Below are 709 nucleotides of genomic sequence, written 5' to 3' on the forward strand. Positions count from 1 at the left end.
GCAATGGCACCACCCCAAAGGAAATTATCTGGAAACTTAATCATGTTTCTCACTCTTTTATCATTAGAAAATTGCAGTTACTTGGATTTTTCTTTGCTTGAGAATAGTGCAGGTCACATCACGATTCTTGTAGCCAGATCGACTTTCTGAAGGGCGATTTGTTCGGTTTTAGAAAAGACGCCAACCGAAGCCAGATCCGATAGCCGCTTGGGGGTTGAGTTGCGAGTATAACTGCTGATTTTTGAATAAATATCTGTGTAAGTCACTTTTAGTGGGCTCAATCAATCGTATTGGCGAGCTGAAATCGCAAGAGGAACGACATACCGGAACCTGGATTGCGTTGTGCTGTGACTTGCCCATTCATGTCTCGCATGTTGTTCGCGGTGATTGACAGTCCTAAACCCAAGCCTTCGCCGATCTTTTTGCTGGTTTGGAATGGCTCGAAAATGGTGTCGAGTTGTTCTAGTGCCACGCCACAACCGTTGTCACTGACCACCACTTCAACGTGGCTGTTAGTTGGTGTTACAACGATTGAAAGTTGGGGATTGTCCCTAGATTGCATGGCATCAAGCGCATTGGATATCAGGTTGCCAAGCACTTGTTGTAAGCGTTGTTCTTCCCCCTGAATTTGCGGCAGATCGCTAGGTATTCGAACGCGAACATCCACATTCGCCAGCTGAGATTGATAGACACGCAGCGTCTCTTCCAA

The 709-nt window shown here is 46.1% G+C and carries 1 protein-coding gene; it reads right to left on the reverse strand.

The window, feature by feature from the left end:
- Positions 1-277 precede the first annotated feature (277 nt).
- A partial coding sequence (locus tag R7Z77_RS25580; RefSeq protein ID WP_318137079.1) for a sensor histidine kinase occupies positions 278-709 on the reverse strand: 432 nt, incomplete at its 5' end.

It is taken from the genome of Vibrio sp. 1401 (assembly GCF_033340295.1).